This window comes from Peribacillus sp. NPDC096622, from assembly GCF_044762665.1.
Lineage (GTDB): Bacteria > Bacillota > Bacilli > Bacillales > DSM-1321 > Peribacillus > Peribacillus frigoritolerans_B.
On record NZ_JBIWES010000003.1, the window covers coordinates 94731 to 114366 of the forward strand.

Below are 19636 nucleotides of genomic sequence, written 5' to 3' on the forward strand. Positions count from 1 at the left end.
AAATCATCCGCCCCGTTTTTTTCACTCGATTATTTGGATATCATATTCTTTGAACCATACATGGGTCTGTGCCAAATGTGCGAGCAACTGTGGACCTGACATCAATTGCCCGAACCACGGCACTTTAAAAGCAGCACCCTTGGAATCCACTATATCGGTTAGCTTCTGCTTATCGAAAAACTCATGCAGGACCGAATTCTTATCCGTCAGTAAGTCTTTCAACCACGCCTGCACACGTTCTGTATATATAGGGTTATGGGTTTTTGGATATGGACTTTTTTTACGATACAATACTTCATCCGGTAATAACCCCTCCAAAGCCTTCCTAAGAATACCTTTTTCACGGTTGCCTTCCATTTTCATTTCCCAAGGAATGTTCCATGCATATTCAACAAGGCGATGATCGGCAAATGGCACGCGCACCTCTAAACTTGCCCCCATACTCATCCGATCCTTCCGGTCAAGGAGCGTCGTCATGAACCATAATAAATTCACATAGAAAAGCTCTCTCCGCTTTGCTGCTATACCGCTTTCCCCTTCCAATTTAGGCGTTTCGGCAAGTGTCTCCAAATAAGCTTCCTGCGCATATTCCTCCAGCTTCAGTTTCTCGCGCCATCCCGTTTTCAATAAAGATACCCGCTCCCCGGTCGACCTCATCCATGGAAAACCGGCACGATTCAAATCATCCTCACGATGAAACCAAGGATAACCCCCAAAAATTTCGTCCGCACATTCGCCGGACAGGCCTACGACAAAATCCCGTTTGATTTCCTTACAAAACCAAAGTAAAGAAGAATCGACATCCGCCATGCCTGGGAGGTCCCTTACAAGGACAGCTTCCGTTAAATAATCCGTTAACTGCTCTTGAGTGATGACCGATGAATGGTGAACGGTGTTAAAACTATCCGACATCTTTTTAATCCAATACCCATCAGAGTTTGGCTGAAAATCATTCGCCTTAAAATAACGCTCATTATCCTCATAATCAATGGAATACGTATGAAGCTGGCCTTTCCCTTCTTTTTGATAGGCATTTGCAGCAATGGCCGTTATCGCGCTTGAGTCAAGCCCTCCTGATAAGAAGGTACAAAGCGGAACATCAGATACAAGTTGCCGCGTCACTGCATCTTCGACAAGAAAGCGAACCTTCTCGGCCGTCTCATCAAGCGTATCCCGATGTTCTTCGCTTTTCACATTCCAATATCTCCAAATCCGGAGGCCTTTCCTTGATAAAGTAAGCGCATGGGCAGGCCTTAATTCCTGGATATTATGAAATACGCCTGAACCTGGCTTCCGGGATGGACCAACACCAAAAACTTCAGACAACCCTTCGCGGTCAATCTCCGTTTTAACATCCGGATGGGCAAGAATCGACTTCAGCTCCGATCCGAAAATGAACCCGCCGTCCCTTTCCGCATAAAAGAATGGTTTTACCCCCATGCGATCTCTTCCAACGAATAATTTCTGTTCCTTTTCATCCCAAATCGCAAACGCAAAAATCCCATTGAACAAGTCAATGCATTTTTCTTTCCATTCTATATAAGAAGTTAATAAAACTTCTGTATCAGAATGACCTTTAAAGGAATATCCTTTTAATAATAGCTGTTTACGAATATCCTCGGTGTTATATAGCTCACCATTATAACAAAGCGTATATCTGCCGTTTTCGTGATTTTTCGTCATCGGCTGTTTTCCGCCTTCCGCATCGACAACCGTTAACCGTTTATGACCAAAGGCAACATGGGCTTCGCTCCAAACATTATCTTCGTCAGGCCCCCGCTTTGCCAACGTTTTTGTCATGTTTTCCAGCGTTTTCGTTTTTGTCCGTAAATCTTTTTGAAAATGCACCCAGCCTGTTATCCCACACATTTTACACTTCATCCTTTCTATCCGGACTATCAAAAATATATTGGCTCCCTGTCTTAAAAAGATTTACAGTCCCTAAGTATCGCTCAGCATCATTCCGTAGGACCCCCTGCCAACAACGCCCGGCGTCATTAATGAATTGTTGAGCAAAGCATCCCGTGTTAAACATAGCCTATGCAAAGACGGAAAGATGGTTATTTGTCCATAATATTTTAAAATATACAGTTATATTTTCATTGGATTTTGACTAAAAAGTAGGTGAGGATTCCACTATTGGAGGTATATGTATGAGTCAGCAACAACGAACTAAGTTAATGAATAGGCAAACAAGAGCTTTTACCGAAGGAACAGTGGAAAATATCAATCAACAATGGATTTTTTTCGATGATGAAACAGATGAGGCCTGCTCCATTGAAGACCACGTTGACAGCATCATCGAAGTGTACAGGGGTGGGCGCTGGCAGCAAGGAGTAGTTGAAGAAGAGGGAAAAATCCTGCTTCACCGGGAAATCACCTTCTTAAGGGAAAATGAGCCCATTCGGATACGCAAAAAGCTGCTCTACTCTTTTGAACGTTTATTGGAAGAATTGAACGACGATTCCTTTTTCCAATTTGTAACGACATTGAATTCACTTGATTTTTCTATTTATGATTGTATATATAGCTATAACCAGCTTACTTTTTTAAGGGCCGTCCCAAACCAGTCCGGCGTGAATTTCTTCACCTTTGATAACGAGAGCCAAATTTGCCTCGTTCAGCACCATTTTTCTTACGGGAAAAAGGATCATGATCGTTTTGAATTCACCCTGAACACCGGAAAAAGGATCGTCATTGAGAAAGTGAATTCACAATAACAGGTAAAAGAAAACGGGTAAATGAGATTTCCTCATTTACCCGTCTTTAATTCTGTATTAAAAAAAGTCCATTCCTTGTGGCAGCGCAAGTCCTAAATAAAGGACGAATACAAGCGCTACGATGAACAATATCCACATGGCACTTGTGCTTTTTCCTTTTTTCGTACGGACCAGCACCATTTCCATCGCCGCAATCACGATGATCCCAACAATCATTTTTACTGCGTAAGCACCAAAATCAGTGATCAGCATGCCGCCAGTAAGGAAAATCAATAGATAGAACAACCGTGTTATCATATGTAGCATTTTCGCTTTCGGGTTTCCACCTTTAAGCATCGAATATGTGACAAAGAAAAGAATGATTCCGATAACCCAAGCTGTAATATGCATATGTGTAGTCATTTTTTTGCCCCCTCGTTCAGTTTCCATTTCATCATATCATAGGCTTTTAGAAAAAAACAAAACTAAGTATCCACCTGAATGGGTAAAACCAACAATTTAATGAACATCATTTACATTTCTTCTTAACTGGTCCCTACCTGCGCATAACCGGCTTTTTACCATATGTAAAAAAACGCCATATATATTCAACCGGTCCGTATTTATACAGACCCATCCACAATAAGGAAAGCAGAATTTGCAGGCAAAACAGGGCTATTAAGAAAACAAATCCTGTCGTATATGAGACTGATCCATATAAACCAAGGCCATATGAATAAAAAATGGCCGTACATACCATCGATTGGAACAAGTAATTGCTCATCGACATCCTTCCGATATACGAAAGCGGGTGTAACAGGCGGGAAGCCCCTGACCGTTCCGCCAAAAGCGTGATTGCCGTGATATAAAAAACCGTAAGTAACGGCCCTCCCAAATAATCCTGCACGAATATCGTTCCAAAATGGTATACAGACACATATGGCAGAATCTTAATTGACATGCCCAATAGCAAGCTTACAATCGATATCGCTTTCAATTGTCGTTTATATTGGGTTGGATTTTGGAGAAAACCTTGTTTTGCAACGCCTGCTCCAATTAAAAAAAACGGAAAAATCGATAAAAAAAGGATAATGGCATTAAAAGGGTTGTTCACCATATACCAATCCAGTGCCCTTTGACTCATCAGTTCCGTAAATGTACCAGATTGATAAACTTCCAAAGACTGTTTCACCATCGCTGAATCAGTCGTAATCGCCATCCCTTCACTATCAAAAATGCCCATTATAAGAAATAGAGAGCCCAATATCGCAAAAGGCAGGACATAACAAACCGAACCTAGCAGAATTAAATTCCTGGCCTTCATCTTATAAAAAAACAAAAGTGCAAACCCAAATACAGCATAATTAATGAGGATATCCCCATGCCAGATGAAGAAAGCATGAATGCAACCAAGTATCAGCAGGAAACTTAGCCTTTTCATATATAGTAACGGAAATGAAATACCCCTTTCTTCACTCCTTACTGCCAAAATGATTGCCCCGAAACCGAACAGAAAGGCAAATAACGGATAAAAGCTAGCCTGTGCGACTATATCACTGAAACTGTACAAAATCCTGTCCCATCCTCCTGCCCACCGCTCGGCACCATCTATGTACAAGAGCGGAGAGTGGAAAGAAGGCATATTCACTAAAAAGATCCCTAAAATGGCTAATCCACGTAAAAGATCGATGCTTACGATCCGTTTACTTTCCTGCAATGGTACCATCGCACCCTTCATGGGTACACCCTCTTTCATTCATACAGATTTAACATCTTTTCTATATCTCCATTGCATCATCTTTAACTTGCGTGACCGCTTTTTGCTTTTTTATCAGTATGACAAACAAGCTGCCCAATAAGCAAAAGATTCCTGCAAGGAAGAATGCCCATGTATAGGAGCTGAATATTTTGAAGATAAGCCCTCCACCGTACGCCGCCACTGCTGCACCCACCTGATGGGCCGCGAATATCCACCCGTATACGATCCCGCTTTTCCCCATGCCAAATACTTGCCTTGAAATGCTTATGGTCGGAGGAACGGTCGCTATCCAATCCAAGCCATAAAAAATGGAAAAGATGACCAATAGACCGATAGAGCCTTCATTTAGTGCAAAAGGAAGTAATACGAGGGAAGCACCCCTTAGAGCGTAATACCAAAACAACAGCCAGCGGTTATCAAAACGATCTGATAACCACCCGGATACAGTCGTACCAATCAAATCAAAGATTCCCATGAAAGATAGCAATGATGCTGCCGTCACAACTGGTAAACCAAAACTAATGCAGTAAGAAATGAAATGTGTCCCGATTAACCCACTCGTAGAAAGTCCGCATATAAAAAAGCTTCCTGCCAATAACCAGAATTCCTTCACTCTCACCGCTTCAATCAACGACTGAAAAGCCATGGCGACGGGGTTCTTATTTTGGACTGTAACAGTTTCCTGCTTTTCCTCTTCCAATCCATATGGAAGAGCGCCGACTTCCTTCGGATTGTTTTTCATGAACAAAAGGATGATTGCCAGCATGATCAAGATAAGGACCAAAATTAATCCAATCGCAAATCTCCACGAATAATTCTCAATGATGATGGCTAAAACCGGAAGTAAAATGAGCTGACCTGTTGCCGTACTTGCCGTCAGTATCCCGACCGCCAGCCCCCGCCTCTTCTCGAACCAACGATTTGCCACATATGGGCTCAATACCGTTAAAAACACTCCAGAACCCAATCCAATGATAATTCCCCAAATAAGAATGAGCTGCCACTCATGCTGCATGAAAAAAGTGAGGAAAATCCCTGCCAATAAAGTGGACATGGCCAATACCATCATTTTCTTCAATCCAAGAACTTCAATTAGCGCGGCCATGAACGGACCCGATAATCCATAAAGAAAAAGACTTATGGCGAAGGCTAAAGAAATGACGGATCGGTCCCACCCGAACTCATTTTCAAATGGTACGATGAATACTCCTGATGATGACCTTACGATTCCGGCTACAATAATCGAGAAGAATGCTATGATTAAAATAACCCAGCTATAATGAATACGTTTCAATGCTCTCCCCCACAATCCAAAACTCTTAAAATCAACTTGATGAAAAAAGAAAAATTATAATAATTTGAAATATTTTATAATAGTAACATTTTATCGTTAAACAGGAAGCTTTTTATCGAAACAAATTCAAGTGTTCCTGAATGACCATCCCTTATCCAACATTGACATGAGTTACTGCGGCTTATTTACGAATGGAAACCTATCAGTGTCCACCTCAATTTTCATTTCTTCAGGATGAAATCTTCATTGCTTAATATGAAACCGAATTTAAAGGGCAAAGAAAAAAACGCTGATCATTTCTGAACAGCGTTAGCGAGCTTCAATTAACGAATCTGCCTGTTTTCCCCTTAGATTCCCAATAATCATTACGGAGATGGATTTTTTGTATTTTCCCCGATGCCGTTTTTGGAAGCTCATCGACGAACGACACACTGGTAACTGATTTGAAATGAGCTAATTTTTCCCGTGTGAAGGCCTTTATATCATCCTCCGATAATTCAACGCCCATTTTCGGCACAATGAAGGCATGCGGTGTCTCTCCCCACTTTTCGTGCGGAACGGCAATGACTGCCGCTTCAAGAATGTCCGGATGTTCGTAGAGTATTCCTTCCACTTCTATGGAAGAGATATTTTCTCCGCCACTAATGATTATATCCTTTTTGCGGTCAACGATATCCACATTCCCATTTTCATCGATTGTGGCCATATCCCCTGTATGCAGCCATCCATTTATCAGTGTCTGGCTGGTCGCTTCTTCATTTTTCCAATAACCTAACATCACTCCATGGCTGCGGACGATAAGCTCGCCGATATCCACCCCATCATGGGCAACTTCCTCACCATTGTCATGGATAACCTTTACCTCACTGCCTATGATGGGATATCCGGCTTTCGCCTTCATTCTGTATTTTTCTCTTTCCGGAAGATCATCGAATTCAGAACGAATCAGCGATATCAGACTGACCGGTGTTGATTCAGTCATTCCGTAAATTTGAATGAATTCCCAGCCTAACTCTTTTTCCACCCTTGTAACGAATGCAGGAGGCGGAGCGGAACCAGCAACAACAATTCGGATATCCTGCTCGATATTCGGAACACTCCGTTCAAAATATTGGAACAGTGAATTCAGAACCGTGGGTGCCATATGCATTATGGAAACCTTATGCTTTTGTAGTGCATCAAATATCATCTCGGGGCTGGATTTCCTCAAACAAACTTGAGTGGCACCATTTGCCGTATAATAAAATGGCGCACCCCACCCATTCACGTGGAACATCGGCAGTACATGCAAATATGTATCGCGGTCATTGACCCTGAAATGATGCATCGCACCCAGGGCATGTAAATAGTTGTTGCGGTGAGTCAGCATCACCCCTTTGGGATTTCCTGTGGTCCCGCTAGTATAAAGGAGGCTCGAAACATCATTTTCATCCACTGACTCCCGATTAAAGCACTTGTTATCATAACGTTCCAGCCAATGGTTGTAATCGGTTTCATTTATCTCTTCATCTTTATAATGAACGATTATGTGCTTCACCGATTCAAGTTCATCCTTGATAGGTGAAATTAGATGATACAATTCCTGATCTACGAAAAGGACCTTGGACTCGCTATGGTTCAAAATGAATACATAATCTGCAGGCTTCAAACGGATATTCAAGGGAACGATTACTGCCCCAAGTTGAAATACCCCATAAAAGCCTTCAAGCATTTCAATTGAGTTGGGTGCCAAATAGGCCACCTTATCACCCTTTTTGACACCGAGATCCCTTAACCCATTTGAAAGCTGGTTTACACGGCCATTCAGCTCTAAGTATGTTAAAACCTTGTCATCTCCAATGATGGCTTTCTTATCGCCATATAGTAAGGCTGCTCGATCTAAGAAATGCGATAAAACTAATGGTACGTTCATTTCCTCACCTCTAATTTTATTTAGAAAATTCTGAATTAACATTATGTTACCATATCTGTTTCTAACATTTCAATAATGTCAGCCATTGTTATATAACAATATATTTATAGGCAGATGAATCACATCAATCATGAGTCAACATACAATACATTGAAACTCCCTTCAGTGATAGGCTCGTGGCCTGAGATTCATGGGGAAAACCAGAATAAAAAAAGGGTGATTTTCTTGCCGGCCATCGTAGGAATCGTTCAAGTCATCAACGTCGGTAGCAGTGGAATTGTCCATATTGGTGACGTCTTTAAAATTAATCCATATTCCACCTCAAAAACGTTTGCAGGTGCTGGCTCTTTTAATACAGGTGAATCCATATCCCTCTATAATGCGCATAGCACCACGAATACAAATGATACTGATGGTGTCGATCAGCCACTGGTCCTAAATCTCTAATGTTTTAAGAAAGGAGTCAGCATGATCTTCAATATTCACCAGACCATACAAATCAATATGATAAAAATTGAAAGCATCGCCAATTCATCCGTTTTTCAAATAGGAAGTGCCGGAGTGATTAAACCATATTCCACATTAGCCAATACCGGTGGATTCACTGAGCCTGCTCCCGAAATTGAAGCTGATGTAGTCCCATTAACCAGCTTCGTCCCATTTACACCCTCCTAGTTCATAGGCATTCACCTACATCTAACTTTTTCATATACTGTCATATATGAAATTAACTTATTGTGAAGGCGGGGTGTTGAATCGTGAATCAGGATCTTTATTCATATTCCATACAAATGCAGCGTTTTCTTGAAGCCCAGGATAAACGGATCATGAAACTTGAACACGAAATCAAACGCCTGACAGATGAACTAGCCGAGCTGAAAAATAAACCGCCAATCCATGTTGATAAAATTGAATATAAATTCGATCAGTTAAAGGTCGAATCTTTAGATGGAACATTGAATATCGGTTTAAATCCAACTGACCTTAACAACATAGATGAATTTGCCGTAAACAACCAACCTGTTCCACCTGCCCCTAACCTATTTCCAGGCAGGGAGATCGTCGTCCAGGAAATTCATAACGAAATACTTTCAGACTTGGAAAATATGATTCACGATGCGGAAAACCAGCTGAAAATATCATTGGAACCTTCTTATCATGACTTCATTAAGCAGGATGTAGAACGCCAGCTGCACCAACGAATCAATATGTATTTCGATAATCTTTCGTACGCTGAACGTGCTCCGCAGCAAAGGGATAATATCAAGGAAAAGATCAGGGAAAAGGTGAAATCCGATATTCAAACCGCACTATTTCAATTCATTACCCATTCACAAGCCGAGACAGGAGGAAATCCAAATGGAGTTTAATGTAACCAATCATCAGCTTTGCGTAGGAGATATTAAAATTACCGGTGTAGCAAGTTCTGCTTTATTTCTCATAGGGGATGTACAAACGATCCAACTATCCTCGGCATTCGATACCCCGCCGGAATCCCTTATCATCGGGCCACTCGTGCCGCTTTCTCCAGAAGGATAAATAACATGTTTTCTAGAATATCAAAAGTAAAATCTTTATTATCCGACACGGTATCATTCAGCTCCACTTTGCAAATCGGGGATACTTCATATATAGACGGTAATTCCCAGGCTTTAGCAGTCCAAAAGAGAAGTGAAACTTTCCACTCAGTCGATATTCATTTCGAAGACTATGACATTTTTAAGAAACCATTTTGCATCCCAAGATTGAATGAACCAGTCATATCAAGTTTTTCAAATCCGAATCCCTTCATACGGGTCGGCAATATCAATATAATCGGGGTATCAGCCTCATCTGTGGTTGGTGTGGGGAACGTAGGCCATGCACGTATGGAATCAAGAGTGAAACATATTCGGGAGGTTCCTAAAGAAAACGAAGAGACGCCAATCGAGGATTCAACCAACAACACTTAAACTTTTAAAGGAGGGGTTCATATGCCCGCCATTATCGGCCCAGTTCAAGTATTCAATGTCGCGCAAGGAAACCTGTTATTCGGTGATTGCGCTGTCATTTCCCCTAAGTCTTCCTCCAAATCCGTTTACGGATCCGGTTCAGGGAACACAGCTGCAATCACCTTCACGGCTAATGGCCTGAACGGTAGCAATGTCCTTGATGTCAATGGGGTCGACCAGCCCATTACAGGGAATAATTAGCCAAAGTAAAAAGCCTCCCATTTCCAGGGAGGCTTTTATTCTCGGCCTATTTTTCTAACATGTTAAATACTTGCTCAACATCTTTGTCTCCCCTGCCTGATAAATTAACGATCAGTATATCATCTCTTGTTAACTCTTTTGCGAGCTTCATGGCGTGAGCTAGAGCATGTGAGCTTTCGAGAGCTGGAATGATTCCCTCTGTTTTGGATAATACCTGAAAAGCCTCTAGAGCTTCTTCCCCTTTTACCGTCACATACTCTGCCCGTCCGCTATCTTTCAAAAAACTATGCTCGGGTCCCACGCTTGGGTAATCCAAACCGGCGGCTATGGAAAATGTCGGTTTTGGTTCCCCTTGCCCATCCACTAACGTCAAACTTTTGAATCCGTGCAAAACTGTTGGGACACCTTGCGAAATACTTGGGGCTTCAATTGGCTCTACACCAATTAAACGGACATTTTCTTCATCGAGATAATGAGCAAAAGCACCGATCGCATTACTTCCCCCTCCTGCACAAGCAATGATAGCAGTTGGCAGTTTTCCTTCCTTTTCAAGGATCTGACGCTTTGATTCTTCACTTATGATTGATTGGAAATGCTTAACGATCGTTGGATACGGGTGTGGTCCCACTGCTGAACCAAGCAAGTAAAAAGTATTTTCATAGTTTTGAACCAAGTCATTCAATGCCTCATCAACGGCATCCTTCAATCGACCCTGTCCCTTTTCGACCGCTACGACTTTTGCCCCCAGCAATTCCATCCGAAAGACATTCAATGCCTGCCTCTCCGTATCCAGCTTACCCATATAGATCACACACTCCATGCCAAACATCGCACATGCTGTCGCAGTCGCCACACCATGCTGTCCAGCTCCTGTTTCTGCGATGATGCGTTTAGCACCCATTCGTTTAGCGAGCAGTATTTGTCCGATCGCATTATTAATTTTATGAGCACCTGTATGATTCAGATCTTCACGCTTCAAATATATTTTTGCCCCGCCAACCTTTTCCGTTAAATTCTTTGCAAGTGTTAACGGGTTTTCGCGTCCGACATATTCTTTCAGATAATATTGAAACTCCTCAATAAATTCCGGATCATCCTTATATTTCAGGAATTCCGCTTCTAAAATATCCATAACTTCCTGAAGTTCACCAGGTATGAAGCTTCCACCGAACTCACCAAAGTATCCCTTGCTCTTGATCTCACTCGTCATACTCTTCTCTACTCCTTTAAAAAGGTATTTTTCTCCACTAGTATATAGTAAGCATTTATACCTTTTCAAACTATTCTGTTTATTTAATCAGAAAGAAGCGTCCCACATCAATGGGACACTCAGACTGTAGACAAACTCGATGAAAATCGAGTTTGTCTACAGTTTTTTTGGGCTTGTACAAATTTTGACGTTGATTTCCACTTCAGGCACTCGCTTTCCGCGGGCGGTCCGGGAGCCTCCTCGGCGCACTTACGCCTGTGGGGTCTCCCTTGGACTCGCTATTCCCGCAGGAGTCTCGCACCTTCCGTTCCAATCAACTATGTTTAAAATTTCAGATAGAACTCCTTTTTGCCTACAGTCTTTTTTGTTTTAAAATAGAACTATTAAAACTTGAGGTGATGAGGATGCTTTCGAAACATAATTCTAATCAGCGAGATCAACTTGAAATAATTACTTTAGATCAACTGGTTCCGGCGAATCATTTGGTTCGTAAAATGGAGGCTTCCATTGACTTCACTTTCATTTATGACTTGGTGATAGTTATGTATTCAGAGGTAGGACGCCCAAGTATTGATCCAGTTATCTTAGTTAAACTGACATTCATTCAATATACCTTCGGTATTCGTTCCATGCGTAAAACGATTGAAGAAGTTGAAACAAATATGGCTTACCGTTGGTTCTTAGGCTATGGTTTCCATGATAAAGTACCTCATTTCTCAACTTTCGGGAAAAATTATGAGCGACGCTTTAAAGATACAGACCTGTTTGAACAGATTTTCTATCGCATCTTAATGACAGCTGCTGAAAGAAAGTTAATAAGTGCTAAACATATATTTGTCGATTCCACACATGTGAAAGCCAATGCGAATAAGCGTAAATTTGAAAAGAAAATCGTACGCAAAGAAACGATTGAGCGTGTATTCGCAGATGCAAAAGAAAAGCATGGTATGCGTTGGACTACTTTAAGGGGACTTAAAAAATTGTCGATGCAAGCAATGCTTACTTTCGCTGCCATTAATTTAAAGAAGACGGCCACTTGGACATGGAAAGGTCCTAAAATGGCTTAACATAGTGGCTCGAAGAGCCCAAATCTCTTATCCTTTGGTCAAAATTTCAAGGGGATTTTAAAAGGGGTTCGGAATTTTTTAAATTCCGAACCCCTTTTGTCTACAAACTGAGCGTCCCACATCAATGGGACACTCCTTCTCTCCTATACTTCCAATAAATGCGAGCCGTCAAAGAAAAACAAGTAACGGCCGGTTACCTTCTTATTCATTATCCCTTCAACAGCCCTCGTATAAAGCTGAAGCTGCATCCGGTATCGATCGGCAAGAATCCCTTTAGCCCCTTCATACCCGCTTGCAAAACGGCCGGTGATTGTATCCGTTTTATAATCGAGAAGCACAAGACCTTGTTCATCCTCAAAGATACAATCAATCACACCTTGGATAAGGACTTCTTCATCTCCAGCTGTCCAATCGCTGTAAGCTTCCTTTGCAGGCAGCGACATCGTAAATGGCACTTCACGGCGAATGCTTTCGGCCCTCTGCATTCTTTGCCCGATTTCACTGTCAAAGAAATCGACGATCGTCTCCGGATCCACAGCTTCCTTCTGTTCCTCCGTCAACAACTCACGTTGAATCAAGTCAATGATCAGTTGCTGAATCGATTGAATGGTAATTTCTTTAGATAGATCGATATGCTGCATGACTAAATGTGTAATCGTACCCCTTTCAGCAGGAGTCAGTGACTTTTCTTGCATGAAAGTCGGCCGCTTCGTGATAGGCCGCTTAAATTTACGCAACAGCTCTGTGGAGCTTTGCTCGTCCTTGAGTTCATATTGACGTTTTAATTCAGAAACGGATTGCTTGGAGCGATACACCGTCGCCTCATGCTCGGGGTACTCCCATTCCAGCTGTTCCTTGATATCATCATAAAACTCGGAAACGATACCGACCTTCTCCGATTTCTGGACATGTTCAAGCATTTGCTCTTGAACCAGTGCCTCTTCCTCATCCAGAACAGCAAGCTCTTCACTTGGAATGACGGAAATGGACCAATTCGAGGGATGCGACTCCATTTCCGAGCCAAGACCTGCAGCACCAAGAGAATCCCGATGTCGGACAAGGGAGGGACCAATCCAATCAAGATAACTTTTTGCACCTGCCCGTACATAGTCCTTTAATAACCAATCTCCATGGGCAGCATTACTTTCCCAGTTCTGGCGCGTTTTTTCTGCATCATTGATGCTTGCAATCAAATAAAGCTTTTCCTTAGCCCTTGTAAGCGCCACGTAGAGGACACGCATCTCCTCGGCAATTAATTCAAGCTGCTTTTTTTTCTTAAAAGCCAATTGAGGGAGGGAGGGATAAGTTATTCGTAATGCGGAATTCACATACTTTGCCGCAAAGCCATAATCCTTATCCAGTAAATAGGACTTGCGTAAATCCATCATATTGAATTGCTTGGAAAGACCGGCAATGAACACAATCGGGAACTCAAGCCCCTTTGACGAGTGAATCGTCATCAGCCGGACTACATCTTCCTGTTCCCCTAAAGCCCGAGCTGCCCCTAAATCATCTCCACGTTCTTGCATCCTTTCTATGAACCGCAAGAAACGGAACAGACCGCGGAAAGAACTTGCTTCATATTGCCTTGCCCTGTCATACAGCGCTCGTAAATTGGCCTGACGCTGTTTGCCGCCCGGCATCCCACCTGCAAAATCATAAAACTGCGTTTCGCGGTATAGGAGCCAGATCAGATCTGATAATGCCTCCTGCCTGGCAAGCTTCCGCCACTTCACTAGTTTTTTATAAAAAGCGGAGGCTTTTTCATAAAGCCCCGGATGTTCTTCCGGATCACTCTTTCTGTAAAAATCAGCTAGCGCTTCGTAATAGCTTCCTGTATGGAATAAACGCACCTTTGACATCTCTTCTTCATCCAACCCGACGATGGGTGAACGGAGAACGGATGCCAATGGGATATCCTGTTGCGGATTATCAATCACCTTCAATAAGGAAATCATGATGGCCACTTCGGTCGCTTCAAAATACCCTGTAGACAAATTGGCATAGACTGGAATTCCCTGCTTTTTAAATTCCTCCATGATTTGCGGTGCCCATGGCATCGAACGAAGAAGAATGACCATGTCCCGATAAGTGGCAGATCGGTACTTTTTGGTTTTCGTATCATATGTCCGTTGCTTTTCGCTTATAGCCTTTTTAATGAGCTTTGCCATCTGCCTTGCTTCGAGCTGCGCTTTTTCAAGCTCCTCGGCCTCAAACCCGCCATCATATCCTTCCATTTCCGAATGAGCTTCCGGATCGGCTGTTCCATCAATTAAATGAAGTTCGATCGGGTTTGGATCGTCTTCGGGATATGGGGCACCTTTTTTCAATTGGGCATCTTCATCATAATCAATCTCACCGACTGTAATGCCCATCAACTGTTGAAACAAGAAATTGGTCCCATCGAGAACTTCCTTTCGGCTCCGGAAATTGCGGTTTAAATCAATTTTCAGTCCGGAATCAACACCGTCATGGGTAAATCGTGTGTATTTTCCAAGGAAGAGATTCGGTTCTGCAAGCCTGAACCGGTAAATGGACTGCTTGACATCGCCTACCATGAAAAGATTCCCATCATATTCTCCGTCAGCCGTCACCAGTTTTAAGATTGATTCCTGAACCAGGTTCGTGTCCTGGTATTCATCTACGAGTACCTCTTTGAACTGGTTCCTGTATTCGATGGCTGCCGCTGAAGGTTTTCGTTCACCATCCACCGTTTCCCCTGTCAAAATTTGAAGACAATAATGTTCTAAATCGGCGAAATCCACCAAGTTTTTTTCTGCTTTTGCAGCAAAGAATCTTTCGTCAAACCGTTTAACAAGCATTACAAGTGTATCAACATAACCCTTAAGCTCCCTTATATCCCGCAGGTAGCTTTCCGGTTTACGGGAAAATAACTCTTCCTGTAACGATTTGATGATCTTCTTGGCCTTATCCCGGTACTTGGTAGCCTCATCTGTAACTTCCTTAATAAAATCTGCACCAGTAAGGCGTTTTGCCGTCCCAAATTTCACGTTTTGGATTTCCTCATAAAGTGCATTCCAGGATTGGTCCTTCACTTCCGAAAGTTTAGCAACCAGGGCAAGATCGGCTAAATAGTTTTCAGCCCTTGGTGCCGGCCCCCCAGGGACTTTTGTCAACGCAAGCGAGCGTTCCAATAAATCCCTGGCAGTATCCAATTGTAAACCAATATCGAACTTCAATGAATCGATAAACGAAAGATCATCGATCCCATCATCATCTGCCAGCTCATACATTCTGGCCGCACCGTCGAGCCATCGGTCCGGGTTTGGATTCGATTGCGAAAAATCATGCAGCGATCGAACGATATTCTGAAGTGCATCATCGTTTCGATCGCTTGTGAAAGCATCAACCAAATTAAAAAAATCTTCGTTATCACTTTGGCCATACTGCTCCTCGAAAAGCTCTTCCATCACTTCATCACGGAGCAGCTGGATCTCCGTAGAATCTGCAATACGGAAGCCCGGGTCGATATCCGTAAGATAATAATACTTCCTGATCACCTCCAAACAAAAAGAATGGAGTGTGGAAATAGAAGCACGATTAATCAAGCTCAACTGCTTACGCAAATGCTGTGAATGCGGATTATCATTGATCGCTTTTTCTAATGCCTCACTTACCCGATGGCGCATCTCGGCAGCCGAGGCATTGGTGAATGTAACCACGAGCAGTTCATCAACATCGATTGGATCTTTTTCTGAAATGACTTTTTGAATGATCCGATTGACCAGTACCGCTGTTTTCCCTGAACCTGCAGCAGCCGCTACCAGAATGTCCTGATCTTTAGCCCATATCGCCTTCCATTGATCTTCCGTCCAAGTCACGTCTTCTGGCAGGGCAGGAATTTTCGTTTTACTCATCTCTCTCCTCCTCTCCCCTTAATAGCTCAAGGACGTCATTTTGTTTCTTCTGTGCCAAATTCCTGAACTGGTTTTCCTCCAGTGACTGGTCGAATTGGCATACAGATTTAAAGGAACAGAAGGTACACGGCGTTTTTTCCTTTAATTTGTATGGTGTTATATCCACATCACCATCGACCATTCGATTACCAGCTTCCTGATAAATACGGCGCACATGATGATTCAGAAGCGAAAACTCTTCCCTGCTGGCAACTTTGGAAGCTGCCAGGAGCGATCCGTCCTTTTTAAATCCAGCTGGAATGATATCCGACTTACCAGAATTTTCAATATCAAGTGAGGTATCCATCATCTGAATGACATTTGAATGGTCCAGTACAAGTCCATTCATTTTAAAACTTTTATAAATTTCTTCTTCAATTTTATCCAAACTGAGCATTCCCTTTGATTTGACAACGGGATTATGCACATGAAAATACAAAACTCCGGCTGGAATTGCTTCTTTTCCAATAAGCGACTTTGAATGGGTGACGACGATATCAAGATATGTCAACATTTGCAGCGCGAGTCCATAATATACTTCACTCATGTTCAGTTCCTTTTCACTCGACTTATAATCGAGCACACGCAAATAAACACCCTCATCTTCTTCCGCTTTATCCACACGGTCGATCCGGCCGATCAATTCCATCTTCGTACCGTTTTTCAATGTGAAAGAAAGTGGCGGCAGCTCGCCATTTTTTCCGAATCCAAGTTCCAATCCGATTGGAGCAAAACCGCTCACCTTTGCATGTTCACTTAATACGATCGAGGCCCGTCCAATCACATGTTCCAGTTTCCTGCGTAAATAGTGATGGCGGTTCGTACTTAACAAAATCTGATTTTGGAGTTTAGGAGCAAGTCTCTCCACAGCAATTCTGGCCAGCTCCAAGCATTGTTCCGAGGTCAATGTAGCCCAAGGAATATCATGTTCCTTCAAGTAATCGGAAATCATTTTCAACGCTCCATGGAACATCTCGCCTATATCAGGTGCATCCAAACGGAAAATCTGCCGTTCCCGTAATTTCAAGCCATGAGCGGCATAATGGGAAAACGGGCAGCTATTGAACATTTCCATCCGGGATACACTCGTAAGAATGCTCTCACCGTATAATTGCTTACTTGTTTCCTCAGATAATTTCTTTGTCCTATTTTGATAAAAAAGGCTCGATAAAACCTTAGTTGCTGAAGGACCGGCCATTTCATCATCAATAATGGCATTATATACATCCCACCATAGTGGATGGATTGGATAGTTCCTTTTTTTCAGCTGCAATTGTGCAGCCAGGTACGATAGGGCCACATCATGATTCGCAGCATACTTCACCTGTTCCGCAGCAGATAGATCGGACGGATCGTTCATATAATACACCTCGGAAACGTTAGGCAATACGTCCCTTACCCGTTTCAAATAGGATGAGGGTAAAAGCGCCTTTCCTTCCTCATCGGCAAGGGGATATGATAAATAAAGGGTCTCGGCAGGCGTAGTGAATGCTTTGTATGCTGTAAACTCCTCATCCAGCAGGCGCACCTTTGAACTTGGGGCAACATCAAGTCCACCAGCCAGCAGCACCTCACGATCACTATCTGAAAATATCCCGTCAGATACAGCTTTCCCAGGCAGAACCCCTTCGTTCAGGCCGATAACAAAAGCTGTCTTCACATCATCCAGGCGGGATAAATCTAGATTAGCTACCAATACTTGGTCAATTGCCGGCGGTACCAAAGAAAATTCAAGAGATTCCAGACCAGCTTCAATGATTACCGCAAACTGTTTCATGGAAAGCTCTTCCCCGCTCAGCAGTTCGACGAATTGGTCCAATAGGTCGACAACCGCATTCCATGTTTGCTCATGCTCTCTTGCCGATACCAAATCACCTGCTTCTTCCGCCTCCAGTTTCAGCTTTTCCAATTTTTCCGGCACATGCAATTCTTCAAGGTATAGATAAAGGGCTTCACACAATTCCCTGCCATTAGCAGCCTTTTTAGCCCGTTTTGAGAGCTTTAAGATCGGCTCGGTAAATAATTGCTTCATCTCATTCAACTCTTGCTCAAGCATCATTTCCTTATCCGTTTGGTTACGGTCCTCGAGTTCCAGTCCGCGGAAGCGCCGGTAGGTCCATCGATCTTTGGACGTCCACCTGCTTCCTTTAATGCCGCGGGCCAGCACATAGTTTTCCAGCTTATCTACCTGTTCACGCATCCTATCGTGGTTTTTTTGCAGCGGAAATAGAAGCTCCGTCTTGATTGCACGAAATACCGGCTCATAACGCCAATAGCCATTGATGATCTCCAAAGTGGAACGAATCAGTTCTATCAGAGGATGATTCAGCATCGTCCGTTTGGAATCGACGAACAAGGGAATTTGATAATCCCGAAAAACGGTTTGTAAAATATCAGCGTATGCTTCCCCATTACGGACTAAAATCACGATATCACGGAAACGGTGCTGTTTCTGTCTGACCAGCGACAAGATATCCCGGGCAACTCCTTCAATCTCAGCTCTGCGGTTAACTGCCTGGGCGATCGTTACATCAGGTGACTGCTCAAACGTTTGTGCAGGACGCGTGGAAAAATAGGTTTCCAGATGATTCAGCCCCGGACTCTTTCCAAACCTTTCCGTTCCTTTTAAGATTCGGTCTTCTGCAATCGGAATGCTATTCCTCAATCCAGCCTGATAAAGGTGATGATAAAGATTTCCCGTTTGCCTGAACAATTGCAAATCATCCGGAGCATATCGCCTGTAGGGCTGATCTAACGTCAGCGAGATCGTTACACTCCTGCACAGCTTCATCATTTCTTCCACAATCAATAATTCTTGTGGGGTCAAGCTATAAAAACCATCAATATATATATCCGCATTCCTTATATATGAAGACTCTGACATTTTTTCGATCAGCAAAGTGAAATAATCTTCGGAATCTAAATATTTGTTGACCATTTCATCCTCAAAAGCCTGATAGACCAATTCAAGATCATGCAGTTTATCCTGAATGCCGCTGCCGGCCTGCGAGGTTTCAGCCATATAGTTTTGAATGTCATCAGGTTGGATGCAATACTGCTTGAACTCAGCCAGCATTAGCTCCATCTGTGCAATGAACCCCTGCTTATCAGCAGATCGACGAAACATCTTTAACTCTTCCTTTTTATCATCCATGATTTTCCGTATCAACATATTAACGCCAACACTGTCCAAATGCAGCCTGCTCATCCCCCCGGTTTCCTGAAGAACACGCCAAGCAAGCCTGCTAAAACTGAAAACCTGTGTCCGGATCATTCCGGCAAGGCCTGGTGTTTTAATTAATTTATATTCAGATAGAAACGTCATCTGATCAGGAACGAGGTAGATAATTGGATTTCCTTCGGGATCTTCTGCCATTTTAGAACGGATTTCGTCCAATATATTCGAAGTTTTCCCTGCACCCGATCTTCCCAGTAAAAAACGGAGTGACATCTCTTTTTCCCCCTTACAACTTAATATCTAGACCCATCATACCAGAAATAGCTTCGTCTTTATGACTAGGTTTCTGTTTCCAATTAGATTTACTTTCTATTATTTTACCGTTTCCCTTAAAAAAACACCAATCGT

16 protein-coding genes are annotated in these 19636 nt (G+C 42.8%); 8 read left to right on the forward strand and 8 right to left on the reverse strand.

Translation table 11 applies throughout. The features are described 5' to 3' along the window. Positions 1 to 21: 21 nt before the first annotated feature. A complete protein-coding gene (gene asnB / locus ACIQYG_RS06890) occupies positions 22 to 1869 on the reverse strand; it encodes an asparagine synthase (glutamine-hydrolyzing) (protein WP_402836524.1) in 1848 nt (615 codons plus the stop codon). Between the two features lie 284 nt (positions 1870 to 2153). Here asnB and ACIQYG_RS06895 point away from each other — a divergent pair, with 284 nt between their 5' ends. Further along, positions 2154 to 2720 carry a DUF2777 domain-containing protein gene (locus tag ACIQYG_RS06895; protein WP_063232220.1) on the forward strand — a complete coding sequence of 189 codons (567 nt, stop codon included), beginning with the start codon at positions 2154 to 2156 and terminating at the stop codon, positions 2718 to 2720. Between the two features lie 57 nt (positions 2721 to 2777). On the opposite strand, the gene ACIQYG_RS06900 is transcribed toward ACIQYG_RS06895, so the two are convergent. The 4 genes from ACIQYG_RS06900 to ACIQYG_RS06915 form a co-directional block, all read right to left on the reverse strand. Then, entirely contained in the window at positions 2778 to 3122 is a 345-nt protein-coding gene (locus ACIQYG_RS06900) for a YisL family protein (RefSeq protein ID WP_402836526.1), read from the reverse strand. 133 nt (positions 3123 to 3255) lie between these two features. Next, positions 3256 to 4437 (reverse strand): DUF418 domain-containing protein, encoded by a 1182-nt coding sequence (locus ACIQYG_RS06905; RefSeq protein WP_402836528.1) that lies wholly within the window; start codon positions 4435 to 4437, stop codon positions 3256 to 3258. Between the two features lie 40 nt (positions 4438 to 4477). Further along, positions 4478 to 5752: an MFS transporter gene (locus ACIQYG_RS06910; RefSeq protein WP_402836530.1), complete on the reverse strand. Its 1275-nt coding sequence runs from the start codon at positions 5750 to 5752 to the stop codon at positions 4478 to 4480. Positions 5753 to 6071: 319 nt separating this feature from the next. Then, positions 6072 to 7664, reverse strand: a complete 1593-nt coding sequence (locus ACIQYG_RS06915) for a long-chain-fatty-acid--CoA ligase (RefSeq protein WP_402836532.1) — start codon at positions 7662 to 7664, stop codon at positions 6072 to 6074. A 225-nt stretch (positions 7665 to 7889) separates the two neighbouring features. On the opposite strand from ACIQYG_RS06915, the gene ACIQYG_RS06920 reads away from it, so the two are divergent. The 6 genes from ACIQYG_RS06920 to ACIQYG_RS06945 all read left to right on the forward strand — a co-directional run bounded on the left by ACIQYG_RS06920 (position 7890) and on the right by ACIQYG_RS06945 (position 9856). Beyond that, entirely contained in the window at positions 7890 to 8111 is a 222-nt protein-coding gene (locus tag ACIQYG_RS06920) for a spore germination protein (RefSeq protein ID WP_402836534.1), read from the forward strand. Positions 8112 to 8132: 21 nt separating this feature from the next. Then, positions 8133 to 8339: a spore germination protein GerPB gene (locus ACIQYG_RS06925; RefSeq protein WP_137017139.1), complete on the forward strand. Its 207-nt coding sequence runs from the start codon at positions 8133 to 8135 to the stop codon at positions 8337 to 8339. A gap of 83 nt (positions 8340 to 8422) precedes the next feature. Beyond that, positions 8423 to 9034, forward strand: a complete 612-nt coding sequence (gene gerPC / locus ACIQYG_RS06930; RefSeq protein ID WP_402836538.1) for a spore germination protein GerPC — start codon at positions 8423 to 8425, stop codon at positions 9032 to 9034. Next, on the forward strand, positions 9024 to 9203 hold the full coding sequence (locus ACIQYG_RS06935) for a spore gernimation protein GerPD (RefSeq protein ID WP_402836540.1): 180 nt from the start codon (positions 9024 to 9026) through the stop codon (positions 9201 to 9203). The genes gerPC and ACIQYG_RS06935 overlap by 11 nt, the downstream gene beginning before the upstream one ends. 5 nt (positions 9204 to 9208) lie before the next feature. After that, positions 9209 to 9616, forward strand: coding sequence for a spore germination protein GerPE (locus ACIQYG_RS06940; protein ID WP_402836542.1), 408 nt, complete (start codon positions 9209 to 9211; stop codon positions 9614 to 9616). A 21-nt stretch (positions 9617 to 9637) separates the two neighbouring features. After that, positions 9638 to 9856, forward strand: a complete 219-nt coding sequence (locus ACIQYG_RS06945; protein ID WP_095392665.1) for a spore germination protein — start codon at positions 9638 to 9640, stop codon at positions 9854 to 9856. Positions 9857 to 9902: 46 nt separating this feature from the next. Here ACIQYG_RS06945 and trpB read toward each other — a convergent pair whose 3' ends face one another. Beyond that, entirely contained in the window at positions 9903 to 11066 is a 1164-nt protein-coding gene (gene trpB, locus ACIQYG_RS06950) for a tryptophan synthase subunit beta (RefSeq protein ID WP_402836545.1), read from the reverse strand. A gap of 404 nt (positions 11067 to 11470) precedes the next feature. Here trpB and ACIQYG_RS06955 point away from each other — a divergent pair, with 404 nt between their 5' ends. Continuing rightward, a complete protein-coding gene (locus tag ACIQYG_RS06955; RefSeq protein WP_402836547.1) occupies positions 11471 to 12133 on the forward strand; it encodes a transposase in 663 nt (220 codons plus the stop codon). Positions 12134 to 12276: 143 nt separating this feature from the next. Here the strand turns inward: ACIQYG_RS06955 and addA are convergent, their stop codons facing one another. Both addA and addB read right to left on the reverse strand, forming a co-directional pair. After that, positions 12277 to 16011: a helicase-exonuclease AddAB subunit AddA gene (addA, locus tag ACIQYG_RS06960; RefSeq protein ID WP_402836549.1), complete on the reverse strand. Its 3735-nt coding sequence runs from the start codon at positions 16009 to 16011 to the stop codon at positions 12277 to 12279. Beyond that, positions 16004 to 19501, reverse strand: a complete 3498-nt coding sequence (addB, locus tag ACIQYG_RS06965) for a helicase-exonuclease AddAB subunit AddB (protein ID WP_402836551.1) — start codon at positions 19499 to 19501, stop codon at positions 16004 to 16006. The genes addA and addB overlap by 8 nt, the downstream gene beginning before the upstream one ends. Positions 19502 to 19636: the final 135 nt, after the last annotated feature.

Coding starts and splice junctions, on each gene's coding strand:
- asnB (WP_402836524.1), bottom strand. CDS start 1,869: ATGTGTGGGATAACAGGCTGGGTGCATTTTCAAAAAGATTTACGGACA.
- ACIQYG_RS06895 (WP_063232220.1), top strand. CDS start 2,154: ATGAGTCAGCAACAACGAACTAAGTTAATGAATAGGCAAACAAGAGCT.
- ACIQYG_RS06900 (WP_402836526.1), bottom strand. CDS start 3,122: ATGACTACACATATGCATATTACAGCTTGGGTTATCGGAATCATTCTT.
- ACIQYG_RS06905 (WP_402836528.1), bottom strand. CDS start 4,437: ATGAAGGGTGCGATGGTACCATTGCAGGAAAGTAAACGGATCGTAAGC.
- ACIQYG_RS06915 (WP_402836532.1), bottom strand. CDS start 7,664: ATGAACGTACCATTAGTTTTATCGCATTTCTTAGATCGAGCAGCCTTA.
- ACIQYG_RS06925 (WP_137017139.1), top strand. CDS start 8,133: ATGATCTTCAATATTCACCAGACCATACAAATCAATATGATAAAAATT.
- ACIQYG_RS06935 (WP_402836540.1), top strand. CDS start 9,024: ATGGAGTTTAATGTAACCAATCATCAGCTTTGCGTAGGAGATATTAAA.
- ACIQYG_RS06940 (WP_402836542.1), top strand. CDS start 9,209: ATGTTTTCTAGAATATCAAAAGTAAAATCTTTATTATCCGACACGGTA.
- ACIQYG_RS06945 (WP_095392665.1), top strand. CDS start 9,638: ATGCCCGCCATTATCGGCCCAGTTCAAGTATTCAATGTCGCGCAAGGA.
- trpB (WP_402836545.1), bottom strand. CDS start 11,066: ATGACGAGTGAGATCAAGAGCAAGGGATACTTTGGTGAGTTCGGTGGA.
- ACIQYG_RS06955 (WP_402836547.1), top strand. CDS start 11,471: ATGCTTTCGAAACATAATTCTAATCAGCGAGATCAACTTGAAATAATT.
- addA (WP_402836549.1), bottom strand. CDS start 16,011: ATGAGTAAAACGAAAATTCCTGCCCTGCCAGAAGACGTGACTTGGACG.
- addB (WP_402836551.1), bottom strand. CDS start 19,501: ATGTCACTCCGTTTTTTACTGGGAAGATCGGGTGCAGGGAAAACTTCG.